Origin of the sequence: Paenibacillus sp. V4I9, from assembly GCF_030817295.1 — a bacterium.
Lineage (GTDB): Bacteria > Bacillota > Bacilli > Paenibacillales > NBRC-103111 > Paenibacillus_E.
Map to the genome: position 1 here is coordinate 1,261,481 of NZ_JAUSZE010000001.1, position 25,987 is coordinate 1,287,467.

General features: G+C 46.1%; 22 protein-coding genes, 1 tRNA gene, 1 pseudogene and 2 riboswitches. Of the genes and pseudogenes, 13 read left to right on the forward strand and 11 right to left on the reverse strand.

Annotation, left to right across the window (positions count from 1 at the left end):
- Nucleotides 1–152: 152 nt before the first annotated feature.
- Nucleotides 153–2,450 carry a helix-turn-helix domain-containing protein gene (locus QFZ81_RS06145; RefSeq protein WP_307601941.1) on the reverse strand — a complete coding sequence of 766 codons (2,298 nt, stop codon included), beginning with the start codon at nucleotides 2,448–2,450 and terminating at the stop codon, nucleotides 153–155.
- A gap of 163 nt (nucleotides 2,451–2,613) precedes the next feature.
- Nucleotides 2,614–6,987, reverse strand: coding sequence for a DEAD/DEAH box helicase (locus QFZ81_RS06150; protein WP_307601944.1), 4,374 nt, complete (start codon nucleotides 6,985–6,987; stop codon nucleotides 2,614–2,616).
- Nucleotides 6,988–7,161: 174 nt separating this feature from the next.
- Here QFZ81_RS06150 and QFZ81_RS06155 point away from each other — a divergent pair, with 174 nt between their 5' ends.
- On the forward strand, nucleotides 7,162–7,938 hold the full coding sequence (locus tag QFZ81_RS06155; protein WP_307446801.1) for a hypothetical protein: 777 nt from the start codon (nucleotides 7,162–7,164) through the stop codon (nucleotides 7,936–7,938).
- Nucleotides 7,939–8,099: 161 nt separating this feature from the next.
- Nucleotides 8,100–10,121, forward strand: a complete 2,022-nt coding sequence (locus tag QFZ81_RS06160) for an S-layer homology domain-containing protein (protein ID WP_307601946.1) — start codon at nucleotides 8,100–8,102, stop codon at nucleotides 10,119–10,121.
- A 642-nt stretch (nucleotides 10,122–10,763) separates the two neighbouring features.
- Here the strand turns inward: QFZ81_RS06160 and QFZ81_RS06165 are convergent.
- The gene (locus QFZ81_RS06165) at nucleotides 10,764–10,949 is read right to left on the reverse strand and encodes a hypothetical protein (RefSeq protein ID WP_307446793.1); all 186 of its coding nucleotides are present in this window, start codon (nucleotides 10,947–10,949) and stop codon (nucleotides 10,764–10,766) included.
- Between the two features lie 201 nt (nucleotides 10,950–11,150).
- The gene (locus QFZ81_RS06170; RefSeq protein ID WP_028556998.1) at nucleotides 11,151–11,372 is read right to left on the reverse strand and encodes a helix-turn-helix domain-containing protein; all 222 of its coding nucleotides are present in this window, start codon (nucleotides 11,370–11,372) and stop codon (nucleotides 11,151–11,153) included.
- Nucleotides 11,373–11,566: 194 nt separating this feature from the next.
- On the opposite strand from QFZ81_RS06170, the gene QFZ81_RS06175 reads away from it, so the two are divergent.
- The 3 genes from QFZ81_RS06175 to QFZ81_RS06185 are packed head-to-tail and all read left to right on the forward strand — an operon-like array spanning nucleotide 11,567 to nucleotide 14,010.
- A complete protein-coding gene (locus QFZ81_RS06175; RefSeq protein WP_307446783.1) occupies nucleotides 11,567–12,268 on the forward strand; it encodes a DUF6483 family protein in 702 nt (233 codons plus the stop codon).
- A gap of 19 nt (nucleotides 12,269–12,287) precedes the next feature.
- Nucleotides 12,288–13,019, forward strand: coding sequence for a class I SAM-dependent methyltransferase (locus tag QFZ81_RS06180; RefSeq protein ID WP_307446781.1), 732 nt, complete (start codon nucleotides 12,288–12,290; stop codon nucleotides 13,017–13,019).
- Nucleotides 13,020–13,029: 10 nt separating this feature from the next.
- Nucleotides 13,030–14,010 (forward strand): MBL fold metallo-hydrolase, encoded by a 981-nt coding sequence (locus tag QFZ81_RS06185; protein ID WP_307446778.1) that lies wholly within the window; start codon nucleotides 13,030–13,032, stop codon nucleotides 14,008–14,010.
- Between the two features lie 450 nt (nucleotides 14,011–14,460).
- On the opposite strand, the gene QFZ81_RS06190 is transcribed toward QFZ81_RS06185, so the two are convergent.
- On the reverse strand, nucleotides 14,461–15,423 hold the full coding sequence (locus tag QFZ81_RS06190) for a phosphatidylglycerophosphatase A family protein (protein WP_171644827.1): 963 nt from the start codon (nucleotides 15,421–15,423) through the stop codon (nucleotides 14,461–14,463).
- A gap of 292 nt (nucleotides 15,424–15,715) precedes the next feature.
- On the opposite strand from QFZ81_RS06190, the gene QFZ81_RS06195 reads away from it, so the two are divergent.
- The 3 genes from QFZ81_RS06195 to QFZ81_RS06205 all read left to right on the forward strand — a co-directional run bounded on the left by QFZ81_RS06195 (nucleotide 15,716) and on the right by QFZ81_RS06205 (nucleotide 18,316).
- Entirely contained in the window at nucleotides 15,716–16,729 is a 1,014-nt protein-coding gene (locus tag QFZ81_RS06195) for a GerMN domain-containing protein (RefSeq protein WP_057306195.1), read from the forward strand.
- Nucleotides 16,730–16,926: 197 nt separating this feature from the next.
- On the forward strand, nucleotides 16,927–17,685 hold the full coding sequence (gene rph, locus QFZ81_RS06200; protein WP_171644825.1) for a ribonuclease PH: 759 nt from the start codon (nucleotides 16,927–16,929) through the stop codon (nucleotides 17,683–17,685).
- Nucleotides 17,669–18,316, forward strand: coding sequence for an XTP/dITP diphosphatase (locus QFZ81_RS06205; RefSeq protein WP_307446769.1), 648 nt, complete (start codon nucleotides 17,669–17,671; stop codon nucleotides 18,314–18,316). The genes rph and QFZ81_RS06205 overlap by 17 nt, the downstream gene beginning before the upstream one ends.
- 53 nt (nucleotides 18,317–18,369) lie before the next feature.
- Here QFZ81_RS06205 and asnB read toward each other — a convergent pair whose 3' ends face one another.
- Nucleotides 18,370–20,214, reverse strand: coding sequence for an asparagine synthase (glutamine-hydrolyzing) (asnB, locus tag QFZ81_RS06210; RefSeq protein ID WP_307446766.1), 1,845 nt, complete (start codon nucleotides 20,212–20,214; stop codon nucleotides 18,370–18,372).
- Between the two features lie 177 nt (nucleotides 20,215–20,391).
- Here asnB and QFZ81_RS06215 point away from each other — a divergent pair, with 177 nt between their 5' ends.
- From QFZ81_RS06215 to QFZ81_RS06230, 4 genes are all read left to right on the forward strand, one after another.
- Nucleotides 20,392–20,748, forward strand: a complete 357-nt coding sequence (locus QFZ81_RS06215) for a hypothetical protein (protein WP_056836396.1) — start codon at nucleotides 20,392–20,394, stop codon at nucleotides 20,746–20,748.
- A gap of 46 nt (nucleotides 20,749–20,794) precedes the next feature.
- Complete coding sequence (locus QFZ81_RS06220; protein WP_307446763.1) at nucleotides 20,795–20,908, forward strand: DUF4023 family protein; 114 nt, start codon at nucleotides 20,795–20,797, stop codon at nucleotides 20,906–20,908.
- A 165-nt stretch (nucleotides 20,909–21,073) separates the two neighbouring features.
- Entirely contained in the window at nucleotides 21,074–21,205 is a 132-nt protein-coding gene (locus QFZ81_RS06225; protein WP_307446760.1) for a hypothetical protein, read from the forward strand.
- A gap of 133 nt (nucleotides 21,206–21,338) precedes the next feature.
- Nucleotides 21,339–21,547, forward strand: a riboswitch (cobalamin riboswitch).
- Between the two features lie 32 nt (nucleotides 21,548–21,579).
- On the forward strand, nucleotides 21,580–21,951 hold the full coding sequence (locus QFZ81_RS06230) for a (2Fe-2S) ferredoxin domain-containing protein (RefSeq protein WP_307601949.1): 372 nt from the start codon (nucleotides 21,580–21,582) through the stop codon (nucleotides 21,949–21,951).
- A gap of 128 nt (nucleotides 21,952–22,079) precedes the next feature.
- Here QFZ81_RS06230 and QFZ81_RS06235 read toward each other — a convergent pair whose 3' ends face one another.
- The 5 genes and pseudogenes from QFZ81_RS06235 to QFZ81_RS06255 form a co-directional block, all read right to left on the reverse strand.
- Nucleotides 22,080–22,457: an ATP-binding cassette domain-containing protein gene (locus QFZ81_RS06235; protein ID WP_307601951.1), complete on the reverse strand. Its 378-nt coding sequence runs from the start codon at nucleotides 22,455–22,457 to the stop codon at nucleotides 22,080–22,082.
- Entirely contained in the window at nucleotides 22,454–23,257 is an 804-nt protein-coding gene (cbiQ, locus tag QFZ81_RS06240; protein ID WP_307601953.1) for a cobalt ECF transporter T component CbiQ, read from the reverse strand. Before cbiQ ends, QFZ81_RS06235 begins: the two co-directional genes overlap by 4 nt.
- Nucleotides 23,254–23,538, reverse strand: a complete 285-nt coding sequence (locus QFZ81_RS06245) for an energy-coupling factor ABC transporter substrate-binding protein (protein ID WP_307446751.1) — start codon at nucleotides 23,536–23,538, stop codon at nucleotides 23,254–23,256. Before QFZ81_RS06245 ends, cbiQ begins: the two co-directional genes overlap by 4 nt.
- 53 nt (nucleotides 23,539–23,591) lie before the next feature.
- Nucleotides 23,592–24,313, reverse strand: a pseudogene (locus QFZ81_RS06250) (energy-coupling factor ABC transporter permease).
- A gap of 149 nt (nucleotides 24,314–24,462) precedes the next feature.
- A riboswitch (cobalamin riboswitch) is annotated at nucleotides 24,463–24,656 on the reverse strand.
- Between the two features lie 122 nt (nucleotides 24,657–24,778).
- Nucleotides 24,779–24,852, reverse strand: a tRNA-Arg gene (locus tag QFZ81_RS06255).
- A 157-nt stretch (nucleotides 24,853–25,009) separates the two neighbouring features.
- On the opposite strand from QFZ81_RS06255, the gene QFZ81_RS06260 reads away from it, so the two are divergent.
- Entirely contained in the window at nucleotides 25,010–25,927 is a 918-nt protein-coding gene (locus tag QFZ81_RS06260; protein WP_307446747.1) for a hypothetical protein, read from the forward strand.
- Nucleotides 25,928–25,987: the final 60 nt, after the last annotated feature.

Genomic DNA, 25,987 nt, shown 5'->3' on the forward strand with positions numbered 1-25,987 from the left:
GGTTCAAGATTAGTATCTATGGGAATTTCCTTCAACCACACTTTTAAATTCTATATTATGAGGGGAGAATTCACTTTTTTCAGGGAATAGGACTTTTTTGCAACTGCAAAAAAACCAAACCGCCATTACTGGCGGTTTGGGGCATGGGGCTATTAATTCCGGTTTAATTCCCGATATTGGCTTGGCGTTATGCCTTCTTGTTTCTTAAAGATCCGGTTAAAATAGCTGGGCTGATATCCAGCCTTTTCGGCGATATCGTTGATTTTCATATCCGTATCACGCAAAAGCTCCTTCGCCTTTTCAATGCGCAGCTCGGTTAAATAGTCAATAAAATTTTTACCGCTGACCTGCTTGAACGATTTGCTTAACGCAACCGTATTCGTGCCTGCGTAGTCGGCGCAGCTGTCCAGAGATATTTCTTTCATGTAATTGTTCTGCAGATAAATCATCGCAGTTTCCACAGTCCTTTTCACTTCCACGTCGGAACGTGACTCCAGTTCTTGCATGAAGGGGCCTACTACTTTGTCGTGGAACCAAGCAATCATTTTCTGCGGCTCTCCGAACTGCATCAATTGCTCGTACAAATTTGCCGATTTGAAAATGCGATTCGGATCCATACCTGTAAGCCGAATGGCATGCAGGATGCTGCCGAGCAATTGGAGCATTCCTTGCTGAATGTCGATCACCTTGGCTCCGCGTTCAAGCAGTTCTTCCAAGAAAGCCTGAATGAGCTGCTTTGCTTCTTCAATCTGCCCGGTTCGAATCGCTTGAATGATCTCTCTTTCGAGTGCAAATGGATAATGAATCTCGTGGTTCTCTTTATCATACTCATCCAGAGATTCCAGATCGATAATTTGGTTCCGGCTTTCGAAACGGCGCAAGCTTGACGCCTGCATCGCTTCTTCGAAGCGGGAGGGCACATGAACGACGGACAAAGCGAGACTGCCTATCGTGACTGATACGTACATGTTGAGCACGTGATGAATCCCATGAGTCAGTTCTTGACTAAAGGCTCTGATCGCTTCCTTCTGTTCGGTTTCTTCCGGAACGATAATGAGGAGACCGACAGACAAATCGTGGAAATTCATCACTTCTGATTGCTCGAAATGGCTCGATGCGAGCTCCATTGTAATATTGGCAGCAACGAAAGTGACGAGTCCTTCATCGCCAGACGAGAAGCGTCCTTCCAAGTTTTCAAATCCGCTTAATTGGATGTACAACACGGCGTATTGCCGATTATCCACCGACCAGCCGAAATTGCGCATCCTCTCAAGAAGAGCTTGCTCAGAGTAGGAATAGAGATACCCTTGGACAAGTTGAAGCAAGAAGCCCTCCTTGAGGTGAGGAAGCTGCTGCTCCAACTTATTCTGAAGCGTCATGCTTTCTCTAGTCAGATGCAGCCATTCTTTCTCAATAATCTTAAAATCATCATTTTGTTCTTTCCCCAATGCCGATAAAGCCGTATTTCCCGTCAGCAAGCTGACTAACTGGGCGATAGGTGAATAGATACGCCGTGAAGCCAGCCAAGATAACACGAACGCGAGCAGCAGCATCCCAATGCTTAACGTCAAGATCAATTGAGAAATAAAAACGACCGGCCTTGTAATCGCGCTGATCGGCGATGCAGAGACGTATGTCCATTCGGTATCGATGCGAGACATCGTGCCGAAGGATACGGTGTATGTCGTTTGGTTCCAATCGAATAGGAATGAGCCTGATCTGGTCTTGCTGGCAAGAACCTCTCTCGTAATAGCTTCATCAAGCTGCGACGCTGGCTTTTTCCCTGAGCTAGACAGCAGTAGATCCCCATTTTCCTCCAACAGGAACGTACCCCCGTCGCCGTAAGGGGCCAACGTTTGCAGCAGTTTGGCGACCTTCGTCGTGTCAATCCGAACGGCAATGATGCCAAAAGGGTTCTCATCGGCTTCAGGTATTTTTATCATTAAAGATAATGAATTATCACTGGGAGAATCGGACTCAGACGTATGCTGCGACCAAAACACTTTCTTATCATGCGCGAGCAATTGCCTGTATCCGTCGATCTGCACAGCATTCGTTAATGCCTCGTATTGTGGATGGAACCTCACAGGGGCTGGCCCTTCCAAGAACAGCTCAACTTTCTTAGCCAGTGGATTGGAACCCTGCATAATGCTTAACGTTTGTGTGATGTTGCGAGCAATCTCGAAATCGCGCGATAAGCTTATGTTCGACAATGAGTAACCGAAATTTGCATCGAATGCCCAATGCATAACCGACGTCTCCAAGTAAGAGAACTGCTCGTCAATATTGGCTGCTCTTAGTTGAATCTGCTTATTGTGCATCTGAAGCAGCTCGTTCTCAAGACGCTCGCCGGCAAGCCAATAAATCACGCCGCCGAAGATAAGTCCGGGAATACTGGAGATGATCAGAATTAAAATCCAATTGTCTCGGAAGCGCTTACTTCTGAACACGTTTAATTCCCCCTGATTTCTTCTTTTAAACCTGTATGGAAATGGATAATTTGCAGCTGTAACCCTTCATCGATATAAGGTTTCTTCTTATAATATACCATGTGAATGGTCAATCGAGAATTCTTCAACCGCAGTTAAAGCAGAAGGTAAGAGTAGGCCGCACTCAGCTTAGTTGGCTTGGCCAAAGAACTAAGCTGGTGCGGTCTTTTTCTGCGCCTAGAAGTTTTAAATATTCCTGTTCGGGCGCTTCTGAGATGCGTACACCGTTCCAGGTTTCGATGACGATTTTACGTAGTTGATGTTGTTTAAGGAACTGGCGAAACATACTTTTTAACTCGTGGACGATGGTCATCTGATCGTCGTTTTGGTTCGTTGTTGGTGCAATATGATAAATCCGCTTGCCATTATTCTCGATCCAATACAACCATTCACTGCCTTTGAGGGCTAAGTAATTGCCGCTTTTGCGTGAAAATGAAATGTTTGAAACCTCTGGCCATGGGACAATCAGTCCAAAGGGATTCGCCGGATCAACAGCACTTAATAGCGTGAATTTATGTTGACTCGCAGAAGCGTTACCTGTTTGTTGGTACAAGAGAGTGATGAATTCTTTGGATGCGAACTGCAGAGCATGTAAATCGGTAATGAATAGCCCGCGGACAACAAGACCCCACTCTTCCAACTGACGGAGCGCTGTCTGAATGGCTTCCCATGGAAACGGACACAGAGCAGAGACGAGATCTTTGGTGATGATGCCAAAACGCTCGAGCAGATGATGCGTCCACTGCATGGCGGACGATTGCCTATCGAAGGCAGGGCTAAGCAGCGAATCGAGAGGATACCAACGACCAAGGCCTGACTGGAACTTATCCGGTTTCTTAGAAGCTCCTGCGGCATGTAGTCGAAGCGGAGCGAATTGGTCGTTGGCGGCCTGTCCATCCCACACTAAATGCAGCAGCTCCTCTAACAAGGAAGATGGAGCTCGCCCTGTTTCAATACCCAGCTTGCTCAGAAAGATGGCCCCTTTTTCCTGCAAAAGGCTAAGGAGCTCAGGGTGTGAGGCTGGTCTTTGGTTGGCTACAGCGAGGCAGGGCTCATATAGCGAACTGCTTTCTGCCAGAAAGAAGGCAATGCGGCCTTCTTTTTCGTCGGGCTCTTTGCGGCCTATCCAGACGATTTGACCTGAGGAGCATAGGGTGTCTAGGTCCTGTTTGCGGTACGATAGCTGACGCGTCGGAAATAAGACAGACTCCCAAAGTGAGACGGGCAGGAAGAAGCCTTGCAAATCTTCAATAATTTCGCGAAGATGTTCCATTCCAGGATCGTCAGTTCTATCTGCGAGTTTGCGCCTAAGCGGCATATGCGTCATATAAGTGAAAGGGGATACGGCCTCGCCACTACGTCGATAGGACTGAAGGGACAGACGAATTAATCGGGAAGCTACCTTACTGCTCGTCCACAGCTCTTCGATTTCTGGATCGGCAAAAGGTGCGATAGTTAACGTATTGGATTGAACAGCGCTTTGAACCCAAACGGTTGCAATTGCAGGTTCCACCTCAAAGCGGGCTGCCAACTCTTCTGTTGTGAAAGAGAGCTTCCCGTCAGCAAATCTTTGAAATACAAACGATTTGGCAACCATAGAATCCGAGAGTGAAGAATAGAACTCTAATTCATCACTGCAGATATATCGGGTCTCTTTCGTAAAGAAGGCTGTTGCTGTCTTGCCTTGCCCAAGGAGATCATTGATCCATGCTGTAACGATTGTAGGGGAGGCTGAACTAGCCTTGACGAGTTCAGCCAAAGAGGAATCACCACGTTCTTTCAAATAACGAAACAACTCTTGTGCAGAGGCTAGCGGTTCATCCGTCAGGGCGAGTTTATGTTTCTCTGCCTCGATGACTTGAGGACTAACGGCGCTGCGGATTGCCTCAGATCCGAAAATATCGGCTGCCATTTGACGGCTAAAGCCAAGTAATTCAACCTGTAAATCCTGCGTTAACGCATCGGATTCATATAATTTCTGCGACACGTAGTCGAACTTGAATTGCGCAGCGAGCGGCGATGGGAAATGGTTGCGATGAACGGCAAATTGGATATTTCCTGTATGAATAGCTTCTAAAATGCGCTGAAGATGCTGGATATCGACATGCTCCTCCAGGCATTCTCGCATAGCTTCCTGAAACAAAGGAAAGCGTTCTTTAAATGGAAGAGCTTCCTTCATGAGTTCTTGTCCACGCAGTCGCTTAATCCAAGCGGGGATACGTGTGAAGCTGCGGGAAAGAAGCAAGGATGTTTCTGCCAGACGTTGGAAAGCAGCACCAAACATACCGGATTCGGCTACAGCTTCAATGATGAACTGTTCTGCTTCTATAGAAGAGATGGACATGATGGCATGCAAAATCGATTCCTGGAAGCTGGGGAAAATGAGCTCGATGCCATTGTCTTTCGCATTGGTATAGATAGCGGTTAGCCCTTTTTGTTTAAGGTGCCGATCAATGGCCATTAACCAAGTACGGTTCAGTTTGCGACCGAATAGGCTGTGCAAAATATAGTGTGTTTGATTGTTTTCATCGGCAAAGGTTTCTATGACAACCGTTGTATCTGTTGGGACTGTATTTACAGCGATTTGATTGCGAACGATACCGATGAGAGCTTGGCTAGCCTCCGAATCAAAGTGAAAATGATCCATGAGCCAGTCTTGGACGTCAAGATCAGCTTGAGTGTGAGGAAATGGCTGCAAACGATCGCGCAGCTCTCGCCATAATTGACCCGTTTGAACGCCGAGCTCAAACGACTTTCCGCCGGTTTCCCCACGCCAGAAGGGGACTTCGCTGTAACGGTTGTCGGCTTCCTGGACATAAATGCGCTCTGGACGCTTGCGGACGATGCGCCAAGAAGCCGTGCCCAATTGAAACACGTCGCCGACGGACGATTCGTGGATGAACTCTTCATCCAGCTCACCAAGGTGAAGTCCGGTTTCGTTATGATGCACGGGATATGCCGTGCTCTGAGGGATTGTGCCCGCGCCAGTGAGCGCGGCCATCTGTGTGGCCGCCAACCGTTCTAAGCGGCCGGTTTCACGATCCCATGCGATGAGCGGACGCACGAAGGGGTATAGCCCTGCGAGCACCTCGAGCATTGCGAGCCAGCGCTCGCGCGGCATCTCGCGGAAGGAGTCGCTCTGCGCGAGCAGGCGCTCTAGGCGCGGCACATCCAGCTCGTCGCCCATGGCTGCCATGGCGACGAGCTGCTGTGCGAGAACATCCAGGCTGCCCCGCGGGATGCGGATGGCCTCGATGTCGCGCGCCGCGATCCGCCGGCTGAGCACGGCCAGCTCCGGCAGCAGACTGCGGCTACGCGCTAGCAGCACGCCGCGGCTGACGCTGCCGACGGCGTGGCCGGCCCGGCCGATCCGCTGGATGCCTGCGGCAGCGGTGAAAGGCGAGTCGATCTGGATCACCAGATCGACATGGCCGACGTCGATGCCGAGCTCCAGCGACGACGTGGCAACCAGGCAGCGAAGCTCGCCGGCCTTGAGTAAGCGCTCGACCTCGAGCCGCTTCTCGCGGGCAACGCTGCCGTGGTGGCTACTCGCGATCTCATGACCGACATGGTCATTGAGTCGCAAGGTCAAGCGTTCGCAAAGCCTGCGGCTATTTGCGAAGATAAGCACTGTGCTGCATCCTTCCATGAGCTGCAGCAGGCGCTCGACAAGAGGCGTCCATATCGCCTCTTGATCAGCCCCAGCACGCGCAGGTTCCGGCATCGTCACCTGAAGTGCGTACTGTTTCTCGGCTTTGCTCTCGATAATAGCTACATGCCGCGGCTGTTCAGCTTCCCAGCCGCCAAGATACCGAGCGACCCGCTCGATAGGCTTTTGCGTGGCTGACACGCCGATCCGCTGGACAGATCGGCCGCACCACGCGTTCAGCCGTTCCAGCGTGAGCGACAAGTGCATACCGCGCTTGTCCGCTGCCAGATCGTGGATTTCGTCGACGACGATCTGTTCCACGCTCTTTAGCATTTCTCTCGCACGCGGGGAAGTAAGCAGCAAATACAACGATTCTGGTGTGGTCACCAGCAGATCTGGCGGGTGCTTCAGCATCGATGCCCGAGTGCTTTGTTTGGTATCGCCGGTACGAACCCCAATCGTGAGTCCCCTCCAGGCGTTTTCCTTTTCGAATGAGGAAGCTGTCTCCTCTATTTCTGCCATAAAATGAATCAAATGATCATGAATATCGTTATTCAGCGCTTTGAGTGGTGTCACGACAAGCACGCGAACACCTGCTGAGTAAATTTCCTCAAGTTCTTGCTTCTTTTTAAGAACTCCGTCCAAACAAGGCAGTAAAGCTGCCAGTGTTTTACCTGAGCCTGTCGGGGAAGAGATGAGAGTGTGTGTGCCAGAACGTATTTGTTTCCACGCCTGCTTCTGAACATCCGTAGGTTCACCGAAACGAGAAGCAAACCAAGCCCTCAGAATGGGATGAAAATGAGATAGATCCAGCGCTATTTCCGTCATTACCTTCGCTCCCTTGCTCACAATTTCTTCCAACATAGCATATTGTGAGGGTCACCGCCAGCGATACAGAATATGACAGTTATGAATAGCAATGGACCTCTGTTTTTCATACGTATTTTCCGCATGTACCCCGTTCCCCCTTTTTGGATGTCCCATATTATACAGCATCCAATTATTAAGGGGGGTGCAAGCTCTTTGAAAAAATTAATCGCTAGACGAAGGCGCATGGGTGTAAGGAAGCCGTTACTAAATCCACGAGTCGCTGCTGCAAGGAAATTCCCAGTCCCTAATAATGATGTAATTATCGTCTGCATTAGTGGTTTTCGTGGTGGTACTAAAAATGGTATGACCAGATTACGGGATACATTGAGAAACAGGCTTAGATCAGCTTATGGAGTTAATCCTGATAACATATTTCATAGAAGTTGGAATATCAATCATAGTAATGATCCTCTGTTTTTTCCTTTGGTTAACGATCTGATTTGGGAAATCAATAGAAGAAATTCGAACCCAAGCTATTTGGCTATCATTGGTCATTCCTTTGGTGGTTGGGCCGCTTGTAGATTATCGAAAGTAACAAATAAAACTCCAAATTTTATAGGACTCGTTGATCCTGTATTTGGTATTAGTAATACTTTGATGAAACCTAGGGATGTGCCCCGAGGGAGCGTAATTACGAATTGGTTTCAAGATAATGGCATCAGTATCCCTAGCATGTGTCTTGATAAGACTAGACCGTGCACGCCTCTAGTAAATGGGATTTCCTGTGGTTTTCAAGACGTCCCGGGAGCGGTACGTAAACCTGTAGAGTTTCTGCGAACTGCTGGTGGGACAATAAGAACGGTGAATTGTTTAGGTCAAGGCCGAGTTCGCCTTCGTGCTTCACATGTTACGATTGACGATGATGCTCATATTCACCGCCTTATTTTCAATCAGATTAACAATGATCTAAGTAAGATAATAAAAAAATAATGCCTAAGCACTTCTTTTCTCGGGGGGGGCTTCTTTATCCTGTTTCTTTTGATAAAGAAAAAATGTTGGAAAATAAAAGTACACCCTCCTAAAAATAACCATTCAAACGAATTCTTCTGATACATATAGAATTCAAGTGAAAAAGGAGAGTGTGTAAAAGCGTGACGTTCAAAAAAATAATCGCGACAGGTCTTGCTTTCATTATGATCATGGGAAGCGGCACAGCCGTTCTAGCCAAAGACAATGGAAATAAAAAAGATGACAGTAAGGTTGAGATTCATCTTACCTTTGACGATTTGCAAACGGCAGAATGGGCAATACGCTATATCGCGAGCTTAGCATCGAAGCGTGTGTTTGAAGGGTACGAGGATGGTACCTTTAAACCTCATAATACGGTTTCCCGCATTGAAGCGATTACGGCTGCCGTTCGTCTGATGGGACTTCGCAGCCAAGCAGAATCATCAGCAGAAATGAGCACTCATCTGAATTTTAAAGATGCGGATAAAGTTCCTTCTTGGGCTGTCGGTTATGTAGCTGTAGCATTAGAAAATGATTTGTTTTCGGAAAATGACGACATGGTTCAGCCTCAAAAGGAAGGTGACCGGCTTTGGGCGACGACACTTTTAGTTAAAGCGTTGAAGTTGGATGCTCAGGCGAAGGCGAAAATGAACACGACGCTGCCATTTAAAGATGCGAAACAAATTCCTGCTGGCGCTGTGGGTTATGTAGCGGTTGCCATCGAGAAAGGTTTGGTCGATGGTTTCGAAGACAACACGTTTAGGCCTAATCAACCGGTAACACGGGCTCAGCTCGCAGCTTTGCTTGATCGTACGGGCGGTCAATTGCCAGACCAAGGGAATAACACGATGAATGGAACTGTAAGCAGGGTTGTTACCAACAATACGCTTAGTATCACGAGTTCAGGCACAACATCAACCTATCCGCTGCATCCAGACGTTTTCATTTATCGGAACGGGGCCAAAGTAAACGCATCTGCTTTGCAAGTTGTGGACGTAGTGAAAGTACGCACATTTAATGGTCAAATTGTATTCATCGAAGTGACCAATGCCGTGCAATCGATTATCTACAGCGGCACCGTAAGTGCGGCAGTTACGAATAATACATTGACGCTAACCAAATCTGGAGCTACCTCTACACTAGCGCTTCATCCGGATGTCGTCGTTTATCGTAACGGCATTAAAGTGAGTGCGTATGACCTAAAAGTTGGTGACGAAGTTAACATTCGCACTTCGGATAATAAGGTCATCTACATCGAAGTCACCAAATCGATTGTACCTATTTCAAGCAGCGGAACAGTTAGCGCGACCGTTAGTAACAATGTGCTGAAGCTTACGAAATCGGGAGTTACAACTTCATACACCCTGCACCCAGATGTGGTCATTTATCGGAATGGCGTGAAAGTCAATGCTTCCTCCCTGCTGGTTGGCGATGAGGTGAATGTTCGCACATCCGACAATAAAGTCATTTTCATTGAAGTAACACAAACGGCACAAGCCATTACAAATAGCGGTACAGTTAGCGCAGTTGTTAGCAATAACGTGCTTAAGCTGCAGAAGTCAGGTGTTACATTTGAGTTAACACTTCACGCGGATGTTATCGTCTATCGCAATGGGTTGAAAGTCAATGCATCAGATCTGAAAGTTGGAGACGAAGTCAATATTCGCACGACCGAAAATAAAGTCATTTATATTGAAGTGACCAAAATGGTTCAACCCATTACAAACAACGGTACGGTAAGCTCTCTGGTGAGCAACAATGAACTGAAACTCACGAAGTCGGGAGTTACAACCGTATTCACACTTCATCCGGATGTCGTTGTCTATCGAAATGGCGTGAAGGTCAGAGCTGTTGATTTAAAAGTAGGCGATGAAGTTGATATTCGCACCTCTGATAATAAAGTCATTTACATTGAAGTGACCAAAATGATCGATGCGAATTTACCATTTGAGCTTTTAGGAAAGTTAAAAGGAACTACCCTCAATGCCCAAGGTGAACTTGCAACGATTTCCATCACTCAAACCATTAATGGTAGGGAACAAACAACGATCTATCAGGTATCCTCAGGTGTCACGCTTTCCGGCAACTTGGCCTTATTTAAGGAAGGGAATCTAATACAGCTTAAAGGTGTTAATAGGCTCGTAACCTCCATTACGATCAAATAATATGCACAAAAGAAGCCCACATCATAATGGGGCTTCTTTTTTTAACATATAAGAATTTAATGTTTTGGGTTTGGGGTAAGCAAAGCTTACCCCTTATTTATTCAGGCGCACCTGATTAAGCTCGTTTTCCGAGCTTAATCAGCAAGGGCACGCGAGACGGTCTGCCGAGAAGTCAATTTCCGGCTTCTCGACTCTGTGGGCGGGCTTCGGCTCGCAGAGCTCTCACTCTAAGCGCGGTTTTCGCGCTTAATTGTTCGGGCGCACAGATTAAGCGCGTTTTCCGAGCTTAATCAGCATGGACGCGCAGGATGATCTGCTGAGAAGTCGATTTCGGGCTTCTCGGACTCTGTGGGCGGGCATCGGCTCGCAGAGCTCTCACTCTAAGCGCGGTTTTCGCGCTTAATTGTTCGGGCGCTCCAGATTAAGCGCGTTTTCCGAGCTTAATCTGCATGGACGTGCGAGACAGTCTGCCGAGAAGCCGATTTCCGGCTTCTCAGACTCTGTCGACGAGCTTCAGCTCGTGCTATAAGTTTTATTAGATTGGAATGTTCAATCTATATATTGCGAAACTAATTGGCCCTTAAGAAGGACTATTAAGATTACGATATTCTTTTTACATGGAAGCACAACGAAAAAAGCCCTTCAATAATGGGCTAAGATAACAGCGATATCTCTATCATTAAATTGAAGGGTACCTTCTTCTGTTTTCGTAAAGAAATATCCTCTAGATTCAATATAATTACAGAGTCTAAGCAGAATTTTGGGATCTATGTTCAAAAGCGTTGAAAGTGAAAAAATGTTTTTTTGATCATTGGTTGCTTCAACCATTTAGCATAATTACCTCCTTAGAGTGAATTGTATATGTATCATAGTACATGCTTGAAGTCACTTGTTGTCGAAATGTCGGGTTAACAAAAATTTCAATATTTGGTGCTATATATGGCTTTTAACTATTCTGCCAAACATAAAAGCCCTTGAATCCTCCATAAGGAGGCTCAAAGGCTTACATGGATCCCTCTGCTGATGGAATCAGATCTTTAATTCCCCAAGCTTGATCAGTTCTACAACCGCTTGTGAACGACCCTTTACGTTCAGCTTTTGCATGACGTTAGAAATGTGATTTCTCACAGTCTTTTCGCTTATGAAAAGCTGCTGCGCGATATCTTTCGTGGTTTTGTCTTGTACTAAGAGTTCGAATACTTCTCTTTCGCGGTTAGTAAGTAGAAATTTGTTTTTGTGGTCGCTGCCCATGGATGTGTGTCACCCCTCCTTGCTCGGGTATTGGGAAATACAAGGTTTAGGGATACAGTCAAAATTAGTTTATGAAGGGCTGTTGTCAATGGTGCGGTATATGCTTAAAAATAGGCGATATCCGCTTTTGAGTTTCTTTCCGAGGCGTGGTAAGCTAAAATGAAGCATTTCTTTGAACAAAGGAGGCTCAAAAGATGTTCAAGCGTGATTATTTTATGCGGCAGATAGAGCAAATGACCGTGGTGCTGCATCGCATACTTTTTAATAAGGAACACATCCCTTTAGAAGATGCCCAGCAGCAGCTGGATGAAGCAAGTCGCCATCTATTGGGGTTGAATATTCGCTCTTTGCAAGCATTATCGAGTAAGGATATCCTTGAATTATTGTCCTATCATGGCAGCTTGGATACCGCCAAAGCACTGGTGCTTAGCGATATGTTTGTAGGACAAGGTGACCTGCTTCAGCGGCATGACCAGACTGATGAAGCTTATCATGCTTATCTGAAATCCGTTGATTTGCTGCTTCACCTTTCGCTCTCATCCGAAGTTGAACCTATGGATGAAGTGAACGATGAGATCAAGTCCCGTTTGAATCAGAGCTTGGAACGTCTTCAAGGATGGATCATCCCGGAGGAGATCAAGAGGCTTCTTTTCGCGCATTATGAAAAACAGGGCAATTACGCCAAAGTAGAGGATGTTTTATTCCACTATATGGAAGACCATCCGGGCCGATCCGTAATACTCGAACAAGGTGTAATCTTTTACGAGAAATTAATGGATATGGAAGAAGAACTCCTGCAAGCAGGCAATTTTAGCAAAGAAGAAGTGTTTGATGGTTTGCGTATTGTGAAGCAAAAATTGCAATCATTTGATATTCCTAACCTGTATAAATCGTAGAAATTGAAGGTGTGAAGAAATGGCTTGGTATCAGGAAAGTTTTGGGAATGATTATTTAATTGTTTATAAACACAGAGATTTGCAAGGTGCTTACCATGAAGTGAAGAAGATGATTGATTGGTTGGGACTGAAGCAAGGGGCCGAAGTGCTTGATTTATGCTGCGGGATGGGCCGCCACTCGATGGCGCTGGCTGAGTTCGGTTACGATGTAACGGGCGTGGATTTGTCCGAGGTGCTTTTGAATGAGGCGGTTAAGCTAGATGAAGGAAAGCAAGTAACATGGCTGCGCGGAGATATGCGTGAGGTACCTCTCGACCGGCAATACGATGCTGTCGTGAATTTGTTTACTTCGTTTGGCTATTTTGATGAGGATGAACAAAATGAGAAGGTGCTTCATGAAATTCATCGGCTTCTAAAAGAGGGCGGCCGTTTCATCATCGATTTCTTGAATCCGGTTTACGTTCAGTCGAATCTCGTTCCTCAATCGGAGCGAACGGAAGAAGATCTATTGATTCGTGAAGCAAGAACCATTGAAGATGGTTGTGTGCGTAAACGGATTGTGATTTCGCAAAAGGGTACGGCTGATCGGCATTATCTGGAGCAGGTTAAGTTGTATGATCGAACGGCGTTTGAAGCTATGCTGTTAAAAACTGGTTTACATATTGATCATGTATACGGTGAATATGATGGACAGGCTTATGATGCTGAAGCATCTAGCCGGTTAATTTTTGTGGGGCATAAGGAAGGATGAGTACTCGGAAATGAACATCGTGACTGAACATACGGATGAGATCACGCAAGTGAAAGTTCCGCTGCCCTTTCCTCTGCGGTGGGTGAATGCTTACCTCGTTCGAGGTAGCGACGGGTATACCGTGATTGATCCGGGGCTTCATACCCCGGATGCGGAAGCGCTCTGGGAGCAGGTGCTGCAGGAGCGCGGGATCGGTTTCAAGCACGTGGAACAGATCGTGCTCACCCACCACCATCCCGACCACTATGGGATGGCAGGTTGGTTCCAGGAGCGCACGGGCGCGCCGGTTCTCCTCTCGGAGACCGGACTAGCGCAGGTGCAGCTCCTGTGGGGCCCGGAGCAGCCGATGTCGGCGCTGCTCCTGACGCTCTTTGCCCGGCACGGCTTCCCGGAAGCCGGGCTGATCGAGATGACGAAGCACATGGTGAGCTTCGTCTCGCTGGTGTCGCCGCAGCCACTGATGACGACGGTGCTGCGTGAAGGGCCTGTGCGCCTCGGGGACCGCGTGTACGAAGCCATCGATACCCCCGGCCATGCCGCGGGTCATCTGTGCTTCTATGACGCCGCGGCGGAGGTGATCTTTTGCGGCGACCATGTGCTGCCGCAAATATCGCCGAACGTTTCCTTCCTCCCGCAGGTGGAAGAAAACCCGCTCGGCGCGTACCTCAGCAGCCTGCAGGAGATTGGCAGGCTGCCTGTGAAGATGGCTTACCCGGGGCACCGGGAGCCATGGTCCGGCTTTGGCGCACGCGCAGAGGAGCTTGTGCGCCATCATCATGAGCGGCTTGCGCTCATGGAGGGGCAGCTAAGCGCGCCGCTTAGCGCTTATGAGGTGTGCCGGGCGACGTTCGGCGACCGGCTGAGCATACATCAGATGAGGTTCGCGCTGTCGGAGACGATCGCTCACCTCATCCTGTTAGAAGTAGAAGGCCGGATCCAGCAGGTAGACCCAACCGCGGAGCTCATTCAATATATCGCGATATCGAAGTAGCAGCCGAAAAGCCTCCAACCACAGATTTAGTGGTTGGAGGCTTTATTACTTTCAGGGGAAGTGCATCGTCCAGTCCACTACATTTTGGGGAACTAGCATCCGTTATATTTGGAGAAACGCACGTATTTCTATTCTAGCGGAACCAGAATCCGCTATTTTTAGGAAATTCTACGTATCTCGATGGCTAACGGAACTAGAGGACGCTATTTCCAAGAAAATTAGGCTGTTCGGATGAAAAACAGTGAATTAGCGAATCCTCGTTCCTCTTACTCATAAAAATAGGCGTTTTACGGCAAATAAGGCTTTCACGTTCCGTTAATAGAGTTCCGACTAACACTAGTCAGTATCCTTGGCTATTGCTGAAGCCCGTCGCTCGATTCCTTACAAAACTAAATTCAATTCTCCCAACAACTCACCACTCTACGGCAACTCTTCAATAAAGCATTTTACTCACTTCAAAGGCTTACTATAGGTAGGAATATTATTATGCGCCAAACGGCCACAGGCGGCAGCTACGATTCCACATACCATATCATCGATAAATGTATTGCATTTTCCCTCGGAATGATCGCTATCGAGGTCTTTAATAATCCCGATTTTCTCTTTGTCAAGGTATCCGAAATTCGTGAGTGCAATGGTCCCATACATGAGTGGGACAGCTGTTGCTATACTTTCATCAACCCCAAAAAGCCCTTCGTCTTGTCCGACAATATGATTATATTGGGGGTTGAATTCTCCTGCTTCGACGGCTGTATCAATTTTGATCGCCAATTGAAGGGCGTGGAACGTTTGTTGTTTTCGTAATACGGCAAGCACATGCTCTTCACAAAGGCTGCGCTCCATATCCGGATTGTAGGGGCGTTGAAGCTGATCCAGAATATCCACCATATCCTCCAAAGCCACGCCTCTCGACTCGAACAGAGCCAGGTTACGCGCTGTATAGTCCTCTTTCACATTTTCAGAAATGATTGAACTTGCAGTTGATGCAACAATGGCACAGATCCCTTTGGAAATAAAAGATTTAGGACGTTTGGTCGGAAAGAAGAAACGGAATTTACAATCCATAAATCCAAAAAGAGAAATCGCCCCGCTGCCATATAGTCCGCAGATGGACATAGCAATGGTGCGATGAACATTATAGGCTGGGTCCTTCATGCTAGCTAGAAGCTCGGAATCATGTTTGACCTTCTTTTGGAGCTCCATGAGCGTGGACATAACGTTATAGGTTTCTGTTTTACTTAATACACCAAGTAGAGTCGTTGTGATCGTTTCATAGGGAATTTTCTTAATTCCTTTGATTTCGACGAGTAAGCGAGCAACGGCTTCTTCGATGACGGCTTGGGAATAGTGACTAAAAACCTCTTCACGGAATTCGTTGAAAATGTTTGCTTTTTCTTTAAGGAATGTTCTCATTGAAGCGCCTCCAAATTAAGTCAATTCTTTATTTTTGAGTATAGCATATCTTTAAAAGATGCCGAAGGAAGTTAACTCCCAAGATTTTACTTGTTGCTATGTCCAACAGGCGCAGGGTTTAAATCCAGGTGCATGACTTTTTTTCAAATTGGGACAAAAAGTAGTTATAAATCGGACAAAGCCTCGTATACATAATAATACGAAAAAGCAGTGTACAGGCCATGCAAAGAAAATACAGGGCAGATGCTTCTTGAGCAAGCTTCTGCAAAAACTTGGAGGAGGAAATAAGCTAATGAAACATCAACATTGGATTCGTTCAGCCGCTATCGCGGGGGTAATTGCCTTGCTGACCACGGGATGTTCGGTTCTGGGCACTGGGAAGAAAAGTGACATCGATGCACCTCCGACAACGGGTGCGGAAGCTGACGCGAAGACGACATCAGCAGCCGTTACGATCGATATGATCGAAGACAATTCATCACAGATGACGGTATATGTAAAAGATGCAAAAGGCTTCGTAGCTCCACTTAGTCTTGGATTACCAAAGACGGTGTCTGTCGCCAAAACGACTCTCGAGTACATGGTGGACGGAGGACCAGTTGCAAGTTTGCTTCCATCTGGTTTCCAAGCTCTGTTGCCTAAAGGTACGAAAGTCGTAAGCTTGAATGTTACTTCAGACAAGCGTGCCATTGTTGATTTCTCTAAGGAGTTCCTCAATTATGATGGGCCGAATGAGAGAAAGATTTTGGAGGCTATCACTTGGAACCTGACGAGCTTCCCAACCGTAGAGAAAGTGCAGCTGCGTGTAGATGGGAAAGATCTGAAGGAGATGCCGAAAGGGAAGACACCGCTGGATACTCCTCTTGCACGCTCTATGGGGATCAACATTGAGAAGGCTGAGGACGCTGAATTTGGTCAATCCACACCGGTTACACTCTATTTCTTGAATCAAAATGATCAAAATTACAAATATTATGTACCTGTTACAAGGCTCGTCAAAAGGACGGATGATGTCGCGAAAGCGGTTGTCGAACAGTTGATCAAAGGGCCTGATCAGAAGAAGGGTCTGGCTGCTGTTCTGAATGCTACAACGGAAGTGAAGAGCATTAAGCCGGCGGATGGCGTTATAACGGTTGACTTCTCCAATAAATTCCTTGGTGCCGATCAGAAGGCATCCGCTGAGGCTATGCAGTCCGTTATTCTTTCATTGACCGAGAATACAAGCTTTAAACAAGTCCAAATTAAAGTGGATGGAGCTGTGAAGCCTGTAACTAAAACAGCTCATATTAATCCGGCTAAGCTTTAAGAAGCTTGCCCGGTTCTAACGACCTCTATGCAAAAACGCTGTCTTCAACAAGGCGCTTGCATAGGGGTTTTCTCAGCATTATAATCAATGTTCCGCATCATTGTTTTTGGCTTGGGATGCTTTTCGCTGGCTACTTTGTTACAATGGGGCGTAGGAACAAAGCTTCTGATGGAAGCAACAGGAGGAGAACAACATTTATGAGAATTGGCGGAAGAACGAATCAAGAACTGCGACCTATGAAAATAACCCCTCATTATATAAAACACGCGGAAGGCTCGGTGCTTATTGAGGTCGGGGATACCAAAGTGATTTGTACAGCGACGATTGAAGAGCGCGTCCCACCTTTTATGAAGGGTCAAGGGAAAGGATGGGTTACAGCCGAATATTCAATGCTGCCTCGTGCTACGCAGGTTAGAAATCAGCGTGAAGCTGCCAAAGGTAAGCTTGGTGGACGTACGATGGAGATTCAGCGTCTTATTGGCCGTGCGCTTCGTTCCGTGGTGAATTTGGAAGCATTAGGCGAAAGATCCATCACACTGGATTGCGACGTTATTCAAGCGGATGGCGGTACTCGTACTACGTCAATTACCGGCGCTTTTGTTGCTATGGCATTTGCCATCGATAAGCTGGCGACTGACAAAAAATTAGCTAAATTCCCGATTAACGACTTTCTGGCTTCTGTGAGTGTTGGTGTTATTGGCCAAACACCACGGCTGGATCTGAATTATGAAGAAGATTCACATGCTAAAGTAGATATGAATGTCGTGATGACGGGGCAGGGGCAATTCGTAGAAATCCAAGGAACGGGCGAGGATGCTCCTTTTTCCCGTAAGGAACTCGATGAATTGCTCGCTCTTGCTGAAACAGGCATCCATACGATGATTGAAGAGCAGTCCAAAGTATTAGGCCCGATCGCTGATCGCATTCGAGGTGTACATCATGCTGCTACAAAGTAATTTCGTCGTCATTGCGACGCGTAACGAAGGAAAAGTAAAAGAGTTTGAAAAGCTTTTTGGAGCAAAAGGCTACAAAGTTCGCTGCTTAACGGATTACACGGATCTTCCGGAAATCGTGGAGAGCGGAACGACGTTTGCAGAAAATGCACGGATTAAAGCACAGATTATTTCGGCACACCTCCATGTGCCGGTTCTTGCCGATGATTCAGGTTTGTGTGTGGCGGTTTTGAACGGTGAACCGGGTGTTTATTCAGCCAGGTACGCTGGAGAGAATGCTACGGATGCAGACAATAATGCTAAGCTGCTGCAAGCATTGAGCGAGGTAGGTTCAGTAGACGGATTGCCTGCCGACGCAGAGCACCCCAAGCTTCTTAGTGAAGCTTCCTTTGTCTGTGCGCTTACCCTCATCGATCCTGTAGCGAATGAAGTGATTGAAGCGGAGGACTCTTGCCGTGGTTACATCATTGGCGAAGAACGTGGCGAAAGCGGCTTCGGCTATGATCCGTTATTTTATATCCCTGCTCTTGGGAGAACGATGGCTGAATTAACGATGGAAGAGAAGAATGAGATGAGCCATCGAGCCAAAGCTTTGCGCATGTTTTTGGATAGACTTCCTGATCAGAACGGCTAATTTCATGAAGAAACCTGCTTCCACTTCATCGGTGGGTAGCAGGCTTTTTTGATTTATCGGATGGAAATTTTATAGGAACGTAACCAAGTATCTACTTGCGCCAAATAGGCGAATAGTTGAGGACCTGTCATCAACTGACCAAACCATGGGAGATCGAAATCATTCGTCTCTGAGCTGGCGAGTGCACGGATTTTTTTAACATCAATGAAGGGGAGCAAGGGTGAGCTGGGGTCATCTAGAATTTCCAACACCCATTTTCTCACAGCTGCCAAGTAATTAGGATTGTGTGTCTTTGGATAAGGACTTTTCTTGCGAGTTAGCACATCCTCAGGAAGAACACCTTTGAGCGCTTTGCGCAAAATGCCTTTCTCCCGATCACCCGATGTTTTGATTTCCCAGGGAATATTCCAAACATACTCGACAAGACGGTGATCGCAGAAAGGGACGCGAACTTCAAGTCCGACGGCCATACTCATACGATCCTTTCGATCCAGAAGTGTAGGCATGAACCGAGTAATGTTTAAGTAAGACATTTCTCGCATACGGTTTTGCTGCTGTGTTTCCCCAGCTAACCGCGGCACTTCGCTGAGTGCTTGCTGATATCGATTGTTGACATACTCGACTGGTTTGATCCAATCCACAAGATCGGGAGCCAGCAGGTCGATGCGATTGTTCAGTTTTAAAGACCAAGGGAACGTACCCGCAGCCAAAGCTTCTTCGTTGTGGAACCAAGGATATCCACCGAATATTTCGTCAGCTGCTTCCCCGGAAATGGCAACCGTCGCTTCTTTTTTGATCTCACGGCAAAATAAATAAAGAGACCCATCAACATCAGCCATCCCTGGCGTATCACGGGCAAATACCGCTGTTTTCAGAGATTCCACAAGCTCGGGTGTGTCGAATTCAATATAGTGATGCTCAGTTCCTAGATGCTCTGTCATCCGTTTAATCCAAGGTGCATCTGAATTTGGCTGAAATATGTTTGCTTTAAAATGTTTGTCATTATCTTTGTAATCAACGGAAAAAGTATGCAGAGCGCCTTGCCCGCTTTCCTTGTAATGAGCAGAGGCAAGTGCAGTAAGCGCACTAGAATCAAGACCACCCGATAGAAGAGTACAAATGGGTACATCAGACACAAGTTGGCGCTGGGATGTATCTCTGAGCAGTTGTTGAACTTGTAATGCAGTAGCAGCGATATCGTCGGAGTGCTGGTGGCTTTCGAGCTTCCAGTACGTACGAATGGATAAGCCGTTGCGGTCAAATACAGCGCATTGTCCTGGTTTGAGTTCTGACATATTGCGATAAATCCCTTGACCAGGTGTGCGAGCCGGACCTACTGCGAAGATTTCAGCCAAGCCTTCCGCACCAACCTCTGCTTGGAAGTCGGGGTGCGCGAGTATGGCCTTCGGCTCAGAGCCGAATAGAAGCACACTATTTTGATGAGAATAAAAAAGCGGCTTTACGCCAAGCCGATCTCTGACCAAATAAAGAGATTGTTCTTGATCATTCCAGGCCGCGAAAGCGAAAATGCCATTAAGTCGATCTACACAAGCTCTCCCCCACTCAATAAAGGCAACAAGCAGCACCTCTGTATCACAGGTCGTGCGGAAATGATGTCCACGAAGTTCGAGCTCCTTTTTGAGTTCAGGTGCGTTATAGAGTTCGCCATTATATACGATCGTATACGTGTAGTCTCCTTGTTTCCGTACCATAGGCTGAGCGCCGTTTTCCGGATCCATTACACTAAGACGTCGATGGCCGAGGGCACAATGCTGTGAAATCCAAGTACCAGAAGCATCAGGTCCACGCAAATGGAGCGTTTCCGTCATATTTTCTAGAATGGACGGGTACCCGGTCAAGTCTTTCCGCCAATCTATCCAACCCGTTATTCCGCACATAGACGTTCCTTCCTTTCCTTATAAAGAGAGCATGATGATAAAAGGTATGCAAACTCAAGGTATATAATGTCTGTCCAGAAGTGGATGGGCGCAGTCGCTGGACGGATTTTGTGTTTTGTTGACAGGCCTGATACAATAAACCCAATTCTTACTTACTAAATGACAAAGGTGATGACAATGAAAAAGAAACACTCCAAAGCACAAATTGATTATCTGGCCTCAAGAGAGCATTTTCTGCAAATTAGTAACCAAGCGGATAAACGAATTGCGGAATTAAAAGAGGAAGGTAAAGAAGTTGGGCAAGCAGAAATGGAAGAAATTATTGAGCGTGTAGGCTTGCATCGTGCTTACAATGAACTTACCCAAGCTGAGAATGTCTTAATTAACTGGACACAAACGGCTATCAAAACCGAACCGGAATTTATTCAAAACCGCACTAATTTTGAGGAATTGTACGAAAAAGTCAAAACAGATGCAGAAGCAAGAGGCGCGATTCTTAATCTTGCCATGCGTTTAAATTTAGAGCTTGTGTGACATTCTAAAGAGGTAGTGCCATTCTTTCTTCAGGAGGCGAATGCTCATGGATAGTCATTTCATTAGCAAGCTGCACGACAAGCAGAAGAAAGCCGCGAAGAATTTGAGGACCCAAGGTGACGGTCAGCCAGGCAGTAATTTGCCGCACAAGAAGCACTAAAGTCTAATGGCACCATCAAGAGCCTGTAAGGAGATCTCCTTACAGGCTTTTGCTTTTCCTTCGTCCTTCGGCTTTAATGGGTATTTTAAACAGCATATTTGATACGATATTTCTCCATACTAATCAAGTGATCATTATTTCAATTTACAGGAGGATTAATCCATTATGGGCAAAAAGAAAAGTATGGACCAGCGGACTCAAAGCACAATCGATCATTCGAAGCAATCTTCTCGCATACAGGCCAATCTGGATTCAACAGAGCCTGGACATCACCAACCGAATCGTCCTTCCGTTTAAATGAGTGATTTGAATTCGTAAATACAGCATTCGATGAAGCCCCTGCCATTTGGTAGGGCTTTTTCCTTGTTTGTAAGTAGACTATGAGGTAAGATGAGATTTAAGTTTAAAAGATTTAAATAAACTTGGACACAATTTCATATTCGAAATAGGTGCTTACGTTCCGCTTTCCAAGCGCAGGGTAAGCTTAAAAGGGAAGATCGGTTAGAAGCCGACGCGGTCCCGCCACTGTAACAGAGGAGTCAACGTCTCTATCTCTATGCCACTGATCGACCGATTGGGAAGGCTGACGTTTGATGAAGATCCTGAAGCCAGGAGACCTGCCTATTTCAGCAGCACAGTTATATGCCTACGGGAGATAGGGAGGTGTTCTTATGAGTACGTGGGATCTATCAACAGTCCAACATCATGTACTTATCTGTAACGGGGGATCTTGCCTGAAAAATTCAGGAGATGAAACAACACTAGCCATCCGAGATGAAATTTCGAAGAACGGAGCCGAGCATCTTATACATACAACTCGGACTAGATGTAATGGCCGCTGTCAGGACGCAGGTGTTGTTACGGTGTATCCGCAAGGGATTTGGTACAAGGAAATGACACCAGAGACTGGGAGAAGGCTTGTTAGAGAGCATTTACTAGAGGGGAAACCACTCCAGGAACATATGATTTATAGCTTTGAGGAACGTTTTGTGCCAACCGGCATAGGAAATAAGGGCATTAGCCGCATACAAAGTAATAAATAATTATCATACATACCGTCCTAATACCAAAAACCCCATCCAAACTGGATGGGGTTTTAACTTTATTGTAGAGTCGTTGATTATCATTTATGCAAAAGATGACTAACGTGATACCACGACTATGTATACGGTCAAGTTGCTTCTGCTCGGCGAGTAATCTCAGGCTTAGGAATGGCAGCATTCCGCAGACCGTAGGTGACATCCTCATAAGGAGTATTCAGAATGATCTGCTGTTCCAAATCTTGAAAGACAAGTCCAATGTCTTGACGTAATTGTTTAAGTTCTTTGCGAGTGTAAGTCAAAGGTTCGTTCTCGCATAAAACTTGACCCGATGAAGGTGAATGAATGCCAATAGCATGAAGAAATAAAGTTGATTTTCCAGAACAGTTATGACCACAAATGGCCGTTAATTTTCCCTCGGGGATGCGGAGCTTTAACTTGTTCAAAGCTATAGTCTGTGAAGCGGGATAGCTGAAACTCACTTCTAAGGTTTCTAAAATCGTGCTCATCGGATACTCCTCCAATTCCAACGCAGCCAAATTTCGAGCAGCAGCAGCGTGAACCCTACATAACTTTCCAATTTATATCGAAAAGGTACAGGATTAGCTCGGTAAGGCGCCATGTGAATGTCATCCGTAAAACCTCGGGAGACAAGGCCATTTGACAATGATTTATACCGCTGCATCGTTTTGATAAACATTTGAACAATAATAATGGCTGTATCCTTTAGTCTATTTTGGAAACCGGTTTGACCGCCTCTTGATTGCTGAGCTACATACATGTTATTAGCAATTTCAAATAGGATGAACAGAAACCGATAGATGATAAGCATAATTTCCAGAACCAGCTTGGGAACACGAACTTTTTGTAAGACTTGCAGCAATTCGGAAAAAGGAGTGCTGAACATTATTAAGGACACGCAGCTTAGGCTCGCTATAATACGAACGAATAATTTGCCAATTAGCAAAAGACCTGTTGAAGTAACGGACAACTTCCAGTCCATGAATGCAAAAGCCGCCACCACATGAATATCCGGCAAGGCTTGCAGAGGACGGATCTCTACGACTAATGCGGGTACACTACTTACAAAAAAAAGACATGCAGCACCGATGATCGTTACATAATATTTGAATGGAACACGAGCGTAGCCTACCGTCCATATGGCCATCCATATAGCGATCACTATCTGGACGGCTGGATGCGTTAGATATGAAAACAACAGCATAGTAACTGCAAAACCGCACTTCCACATCGGTGATAGGGGGCGTAAGGCATTTTTATAGGAGAGTGAATTGATCCGTTTCATCATTGGTTTTTGGATTTAGATGCTTTCCCTTTGAAAAAGCCAAAGGCATACCCAATGAAGCCAACCCCGATGGCAGCTTGTAAGGCGAACAGCATACTTTCCGTCTCAGCTGGGAGCTCAAATAAAGAAGAGAACAATGGCGTATAGGAAGACTCAATACTTTGGATCAATTGTTCAGCGGCATCATCCGATCCACCAAATTCGCCTTTTGCGAAAATAAGGGGTAAGACTGCCAATAGTACAACGGCAATTAGCATCAGGGTATTCACGGTACGAGTTTTCATTGCTCAGAAGCTCCTTTCATTTTATGTTGTAGAATGGATAGCTCTTTAGGGCTTTAAGATTGTAACCAATTCCATATTAATACGGTTAAAATGCCTTCGCTAATGGCAAGAGGGATTTGCGTAATGGCAAAAATGCCGCCGAATTTCAAGAAGGATGCTATAAATCCACCTTGTTCAGCGGGGAATGCAAGAGCTAATTGGACAGAAGTAACAATGTATGTGGATAAGTCGGCAAGAGATGCCGCCAAAAATATCGACCATTTTTGTTTGCCGGTTGTTTTCATCACGGACTTATATATGAAGTAACCAACTACTGGACCGGAGAGGGCCATTGAGAAAGCATTTGCCCCGAGAGTCGTAAGTCCTCCATGAGCAAGTAAAACTGCTTGAAATAACAAACAATCGATCCTAAGACGCTCATAGGGAGCGGTCCGAACATTACAGCTCCTAAACCTGTACCTGTTGGGTGAGAACTGCTTCCGGTTACAGAAGGGATCTTCAATGCTGAAAGTACGAAGGTGAATGCACCAGCAAGGCCGAGCATAATTTTGAGCTCTGGATGTTCCTTCGTAATTTTGATAAGTGCTCGGACACCTAGAAAGAAGAACGGAAGGAAGGCTGCCCACCAGAATATAGCCCAACCTACGGGGAGAAATCCTTCCATAATGTGCATGCCGTAGACGGTTTGCGGCTCATTAATGAATAGATAGAGGGCTAACCCTATGACCACAAGTAAGAAGCTAGTAACCTTTGTCTTTCGTGTTTTTGTTTGCATGGTCTTTTTTTATTCCTCCTAATTAAAGTTTGATTATCGAACAAAAAAGACCAATCCTAATGGATTGGTCGTGGGTATGTACGAATAAACGATAAATATAAGCTAGATGTCGAAAGACTTGACGTACACCTCTCCTTTCCGCGAAGGTTTCTGGGTGCATAAATGAAGGTAGGTCTCCTGGCTCTCGGATTATCGTATTCTTTCAGCCTTCCCTGAATATGCATCAAGTGACATGATAGAAAGAAACTCCCCGAATACAGTGGCGGGACCGCTCGGGATTTGCACCCGATTCCCTGTTACCCCTTGCTTGCTACGCAAGGGCACCTCATTTATTCGAAAAAATATGTAATTGAAAAGAGTATAACACAATATGAAAGATTCGTAGCGTAGTGATTTTTTTATTTTAACAAATGTAGATAAACAAAAAAAGATCGCGATTTCTCGCGATCCTTTGCCGTACATGAACGTCCCAGGAGGGATTCGAACCCCCGACCGCACGCTTAGAAGGCGTGTGCTCTATCCAGCTGAGCTACTGAGACATAGACCTCTTCTTACCTTGCGGATGTGATCCGTTTAGCGAAGCAAGAGTTATATTATCATATAGTTTCAAGTGAAGTCAACCCTATTTTAAATGTTTATTTTGCAATCACTTTGACAATCAAGTAAACTGTCACCAGCGAGACCAAGATTTCTGAGGTGATCATCATAACGGACCCATCCATCAATAACTTAATTCTTTTTCCGAAAACAGAGCAATATTACGAAGAGGAGCTGACTCGGTTTCTAAAAACAGAGCAGTATAGTGATGCACTCCAATTGCTAACCTTTCTACTGCAATTTCCGACAGTAGACCATCACAAGACCGAACAATGGGAAGCTCTGAGGAACTGGCTGTATACCATGTTTCCGGAAACCATGTTCCCAATGACGTCTCCATTGGAAGAGGACCCAGAGGAAGAAACGGATCTTTTACGGCAGTATATACAAGAAAAGACAGCCGATGATGGCGCTTTTGCACTTAAGCTTCTGAATATGTTAAGAGACGGTACGTTGGAGCAGCAAGTCAATGCCCTTGAACAATTGGCGTTCATCGATCAATCTGACGTAAGCCAACGTGTAAAGGAGTGGCTGTGTGAGAAACCGCGGCACCCTCACATTCAATTCAAAGCTTTGCAGGCGCTTAAACAGATGGGTGAGCGTGGATTTATCGAGTTCCCCAAGAATGGGGAAAAGATCCTAGTCGAGATCGAGGAGACACCGATGTGTCCAGAGGACTTTCCATCACGCATTCGTGATATGATTCGCAGAGTCGGGGACATTAGTGAAATAAGCCAACCTGATTTTGTTTATTTTGCCAAGCAGACTTGGCAGGAATTTCTAGCCTATGCCTATGGGACATCGATCTATACAGATTTACAGAAAGCGGAAGAAGGCGCTGTTGATGTGTGGGCATCTGCCCTTCATGCTATACTTCAAGAGAAATTATTTGGCTCGGTGAATCGTGAAGAATTACTAGACAATTACGGGATTGTTGATTCCATGAAGCTTCAGTGGAAGCGAGCTAACCTTGTGCTGCAAGCGTTTGTGAAGCAGTTTAATCCAGACCCATCATAAGGTAAGAAAGGCTGCCTTGAAATGAAAATCTTATATGGTATAATAGAATGGTTGTAATGA

Excerpts from the sequence above, each read along its gene's own strand:
- QFZ81_RS06190 (WP_171644827.1), bottom strand. The coding sequence starts at position 15,423 with ATGAGAACATTCCTTAAAGAAAAAGCAAACATTTTCAACGAATTCCGT.
- QFZ81_RS06225 (WP_307446760.1), top strand. The coding sequence starts at position 21,074 with ATGGGCAAAAAGAAAAGTATGGACCAGCGGACTCAAAGCACAATCGAT.
- QFZ81_RS06220 (WP_307446763.1), top strand. The coding sequence starts at position 20,795 with ATGGATAGTCATTTCATTAGCAAGCTGCACGACAAGCAGAAGAAAGCC.
- QFZ81_RS06180 (WP_307446781.1), top strand. The coding sequence starts at position 12,288 with ATGGCTTGGTATCAGGAAAGTTTTGGGAATGATTATTTAATTGTTTAT.
- QFZ81_RS06185 (WP_307446778.1), top strand. The coding sequence starts at position 13,030 with ATGAACATCGTGACTGAACATACGGATGAGATCACGCAAGTGAAAGTT.
- QFZ81_RS06235 (WP_307601951.1), bottom strand. The coding sequence starts at position 22,457 with ATGAGCACGATTTTAGAAACCTTAGAAGTGAGTTTCAGCTATCCCGCT.
- QFZ81_RS06175 (WP_307446783.1), top strand. The coding sequence starts at position 11,567 with ATGTTCAAGCGTGATTATTTTATGCGGCAGATAGAGCAAATGACCGTG.
- rph (WP_171644825.1), top strand. The coding sequence starts at position 16,927 with ATGAGAATTGGCGGAAGAACGAATCAAGAACTGCGACCTATGAAAATA.
- QFZ81_RS06195 (WP_057306195.1), top strand. The coding sequence starts at position 15,716 with ATGAAACATCAACATTGGATTCGTTCAGCCGCTATCGCGGGGGTAATT.
- asnB (WP_307446766.1), bottom strand. The coding sequence starts at position 20,214 with ATGTGCGGAATAACGGGTTGGATAGATTGGCGGAAAGACTTGACCGGG.
- QFZ81_RS06165 (WP_307446793.1), bottom strand. The coding sequence starts at position 10,949 with ATGGTTGAAGCAACCAATGATCAAAAAAACATTTTTTCACTTTCAACG.
- cbiQ (WP_307601953.1), bottom strand. The coding sequence starts at position 23,257 with ATGATGAAACGGATCAATTCACTCTCCTATAAAAATGCCTTACGCCCC.
- QFZ81_RS06230 (WP_307601949.1), top strand. The coding sequence starts at position 21,580 with ATGAGTACGTGGGATCTATCAACAGTCCAACATCATGTACTTATCTGT.
- QFZ81_RS06205 (WP_307446769.1), top strand. The coding sequence starts at position 17,669 with ATGCTGCTACAAAGTAATTTCGTCGTCATTGCGACGCGTAACGAAGGA.
- QFZ81_RS06170 (WP_028556998.1), bottom strand. The coding sequence starts at position 11,372 with ATGGGCAGCGACCACAAAAACAAATTTCTACTTACTAACCGCGAAAGA.
- QFZ81_RS06215 (WP_056836396.1), top strand. The coding sequence starts at position 20,392 with ATGAAAAAGAAACACTCCAAAGCACAAATTGATTATCTGGCCTCAAGA.
- QFZ81_RS06245 (WP_307446751.1), bottom strand. The coding sequence starts at position 23,538 with ATGAAAACTCGTACCGTGAATACCCTGATGCTAATTGCCGTTGTACTA.